Origin of the sequence: Streptomyces huiliensis (genome assembly GCF_020037025.1) — a bacterium.
In the GTDB taxonomy this organism is placed as follows: domain Bacteria; phylum Actinomycetota; class Actinomycetes; order Streptomycetales; family Streptomycetaceae; genus Streptomyces; species Streptomyces huiliensis.
On sequence record NZ_JAIQLH010000401.1, the window covers coordinates 1 to 3705 of the forward strand.

3 protein-coding genes and 1 pseudogene are annotated in these 3705 nt (G+C 73.3%); 1 reads left to right on the forward strand and 3 read right to left on the reverse strand.

Annotated features, from left to right (window positions below; genetic code table 11):
• Positions 1–918: serine/threonine-protein kinase (locus JNW98_RS34140; protein ID WP_223772173.1), on the reverse strand; the 918-nt coding region annotated here is incomplete at its 3' end.
• Between the two features lie 353 nt (positions 919–1271).
• Positions 1272–2090: an AfsK-binding protein KbpA gene (gene kbpA / locus JNW98_RS34145; protein ID WP_223772174.1), complete on the reverse strand. Its 819-nt coding sequence runs from the start codon at positions 2088–2090 to the stop codon at positions 1272–1274.
• Between the two features lie 427 nt (positions 2091–2517).
• Here kbpA and JNW98_RS34150 point away from each other — a divergent pair, with 427 nt between their 5' ends.
• A complete protein-coding gene (locus tag JNW98_RS34150; RefSeq protein WP_223772175.1) occupies positions 2518–3165 on the forward strand; it encodes a TetR family transcriptional regulator in 648 nt (215 codons plus the stop codon).
• Positions 3166–3298: 133 nt separating this feature from the next.
• Here JNW98_RS34150 and JNW98_RS34155 read toward each other — a convergent pair.
• A pseudogene (locus tag JNW98_RS34155) lies at positions 3299–3705 on the reverse strand (hypothetical protein); the annotation flags it as partial.

Genomic DNA, 3705 nt, shown 5'->3' on the forward strand with positions numbered 1-3705 from the left:
GGCGGGCGCGGCGGCGGGCCGCTGCCCGGCGCGGCGCCGCTCGATGAGCGAGACGGCGTCGGCCGGCAGCCAGGCCGAGGCCGTGCCGCTGTCGTCGCCCCCGCCGGAGGCGAACAGGTGCGGGCCGAGCTGCGCCTGCAGGTCGGCCGGGCTGGGCCGGTGCTCGGCCGCCATCTGCATGCAGGAGTCGATGAGCGGGCGCAGCTCGTCGGGCAGGCCGGAGAGGTCAGGGCCCTCCCGGAGCAGCATGAAGACGGTCTCGACCGGGTTGGCGCCGTGGAAGGGGGCGTGGCCGGTGGCGGCGAAGACGAGGGTGGAGCCGAGCGAGAAGACGTCGCTGGCGCCGGTGACGCTGCGGGAGTCCCTGGCCTGCTCGGGGGACATGTACGCGGGGGTGCCGACGGCCACGTTGGTCATGGTCAGCCGGGTGTTGGAGACGCCGGAGGCGATGCCGAAGTCGATGACGCGCGGCCCGTCCTCGACCACCAGGACGTTGGACGGCTTGAGGTCGCGGTGGACGAGCCCGGCGCCGTGGATCGACTGGAGCGCCTCGGCGATGCCGGCGGCGAGCCAGCGCACGCCCTGGGCCGGGAGCGGCCCGCACTCGTTGATGATCTCTTCGAGGGAGGGTGCGGGGACGTACGCGGTGGCCAGCCAGGGCACGGCGGCGCGCGGGTCGGCGTCGACGACAGCGGCGGTGTAGAAGCCGCTGACCGCCCGGGCCGCTTCCACCTCACGGGTGAAGCGGACGCGGAAGAGCTGGTCCTCGGCCAGCTCCGTGCGGACCGTCTTGATCGCGACCCGCCGGCCGGACGCCGAGCGGGCGAGATAGACCAGTCCCATGCCGCCGGCCCCGAGCCGTCCGAGCACCTCGAACGGGCCGATCCGTCTCGGGTCGTGCTGTGTGAGCTGCTCCAACTGGCCTGCCACCTCCCCGTGGGGGCTCGAAAGGATTGTTCCGGCCCCGTGCAGCGTCTCACCGCGAATTATCCCGGGGTACGCCCCCTGATTCTCCCTGGCCCGGGCGGTGGTTGCGAACCCGGGTCGTGCTTCGGCGTGTCCATGCCGAAAGCGGAAGTTCCGCCCCCGCACAAGAGGGCCGCCCCATCCGTCACAGCGCACCGCCGAGCCCCACAGCGCACAGCAGCACCAGCCCGTCCCGCCCGCGCGAATCCCTTACGGGACGAGGGAGCACCCCTGACGGGGCAAGGCGGGACACCCCTGACGGGGCAAGGCGGGACACCCCTGACGGGGCAAGGCGGAGCACCCTGTCAGCCCTCCCCCGCCCGCTCCCCCGCCCGCGCCGTCTCGACGACCGCGAAGTCCGCCCCCTGGTTGTCCGTCAGCACCGCGAACCGCCCGTACGGGGAGTCCCGCGCCTCCCGCCGGATCCGGCCGCCGAGCCGCCGGGCCGCGCCGCACGCCTCGTCGCAGTCGGCGACGACGAAGTAGACCAGGAAGTGCGCGGGCATCGCCGCGGGGAAGGACGCCTCGTCCATGACGGCCCGTCCGCCGACCGCGTGCTCCGGCGCGAGCGGCTCCCCGGCGGGCGTCCAGACGGCGTAGTCGAACCCATCGTCCTCCCCCAGCCCGTACGCCGTCAGCCCGAAAACCCGCTCGTAGAAAGCGTCCACGGCCTCCGGCTCCCGGGTGTACACCTCCGCCCAGCCGTACGCGCCGGGGGTGCCGCGCTTGCCGAACCCCCGGTGCGCGTCGGCCTGCCAGACGCCGAACACGGCCCCGCCCGGGTCCGCGGCGAGCAGCAGCGTGCCGTATCCGTCCGCCCGCGCGGGGCCGGTGACGACCTGTCCGCCCGCCGCGCGGATCCGCTCGGCGGTGGCCTCGGCGTCGGGCGAGGAGAAGTAGACGTTCCAGGCCGTGGGCATCCGCCCGTCCGACTTGGGCGCGAGGGCGGCGACCTCCGCGCCCTCGTGCAGGGCCCGGGCGTACGGCCCGGCCTCCGGATCGCCCTCCTCGAAGGTCCAGCCGAAGAGCCCGCCGTAGAAGCGCTTGCCCGCCTCGACGTCGGGGAGGGTCACGTCCGCCCAGCACGGCGTGGTCCGCGGGGCTCCGTCCGTCGCTGCGCCCATGGCGCCCGCTCCCTTCCTCGCGCACCGCACCGCATCGCACCGGTCCGGCCCGATCGGTTCCGGCCCGGCCCGGCCCGCGCGGACCGGCCGGCCGCGCGAGGTGTCGCTCCGGCCACGGTAGCGACGGACGCCCGGTCCCGCGCGGCCGACGACGGACCCCGTACCCGCCCCGGGCGAACCCCGGACGGTCCCCGGATGGACCAGCGGAGCCGCCCGAGCGGCCCGCGGGCGCCCCCGGAAGCCCCGCCGGGCGGCCGGATCCACGACTTGTCGATAAGACAATTCACCGGTACGGGCCAATCCGCGAACGCCCGGAAATTGCCCCCGTGAAACGCCTCTGACCTGCTTATCCACCCCTATTCGCACCCCCGCCCCCATTTGCATGCGACCGAATCGCGCTCCGATCACCCCTCGGTAAGCTGACGGCATGACAGGACAAGTACGCACCGTCGACGGCCGGGTGGCCGGCCGCCGAGGACAGGCGACGCGACAGAAGCTGCTCGACTGCCTCGGGGAAATGCTCAGCTCCTCCCCCTACCGCGACGTCAAGGTCATCGACGTCGCCCGGCGGGCCGGCACCTCACCCGCGACCTTCTACCAGTACTTCCCGGACGTCGAGGGCGCCGTTCTGGAACTCGCCGAGGAAGTCGCGAAGGAAGGGACGAGCCTCAGGGAACTCGTGGCCGGCCGCTCCTGGGTCGGCAAGGCGGGCCGGCAGGCCGCCGAGGAATTGGTGGACGGATTCCTCGCCTTCTGGCGGCGGAACGACGCGATCCTGCGCGTGATCGACCTGGGCGCGGCCGAGGGCGACAAGCGGTTCGCCAAGATCCGGATGCGGATCCTCAACGCCGTGACCGACTCCCTCACGCAGTCCGTGAAGGATCTCCAGGCCAAGAACAAGGTGGACAAGGACGTCAGCGCCGCCGCCGTGGCCGGCTCGCTGGTCGTGATGCTGGCGGGCGTCGCCTCCCACCAGAAGGGCTTCCAGGGCTGGGGCGTCAAGCAGGCCGACCTCAAGCCCAACCTGACGCTCCTGGTGCACCTGGGCATCACCGGCAAGAAGCCCGCGCGGTAGCCGCACGGCGCACACCCGTCCGTCCTGTCAGCAACGGCGGCGGGTCACCGGGGCACGGACGAGCAGTCCGCCCGATGACCCGCCGTTCGCGCGTCCGGGAGCCCGCTCACCGGCCACGCGTCCGAGGCCCCGCTCAGCCCCTCGTCTGCGGCGTCTTCTTCAGCATGTAGCGCTTGCCCGACCCCTGCTTGCCGATCTCGTGGAAGATCCGCGGCTCCTTCGCCGTGCCGCCGACGCTCCAGTTCTTCTCGTACCTCCCGCAGCCGTCGAACTTCAGCCCGACGCCGACGACCTTGCCGCTGTCCTTGACCGGGGTCCAGCTGCCGGAGCCCCTGCAGTCCTGGATCCGGTCGTGGCCCATGCCGTCCCACTCGAACTTGTCGAGCCCGTCGGCGACCGCGCTGCCGTCCTCCTTCAGCCGGACGGTGCCGCCCCGGCCGTCGTTCCAGACGCCGGCGATGTCGGAGCGGTGCAGCTTCGGCGGCTGGTAGACGGTGGCGAGCCCGGTCCCGTACGCGGTCGCGCCGACCGCGCCGACGA

Coding starts and splice junctions, on each gene's coding strand:
- kbpA (WP_223772174.1), bottom strand. CDS start 2,090: ATGGGCGCAGCGACGGACGGAGCCCCGCGGACCACGCCGTGCTGGGCG.
- JNW98_RS34150 (WP_223772175.1), top strand. CDS start 2,518: ATGACAGGACAAGTACGCACCGTCGACGGCCGGGTGGCCGGCCGCCGA.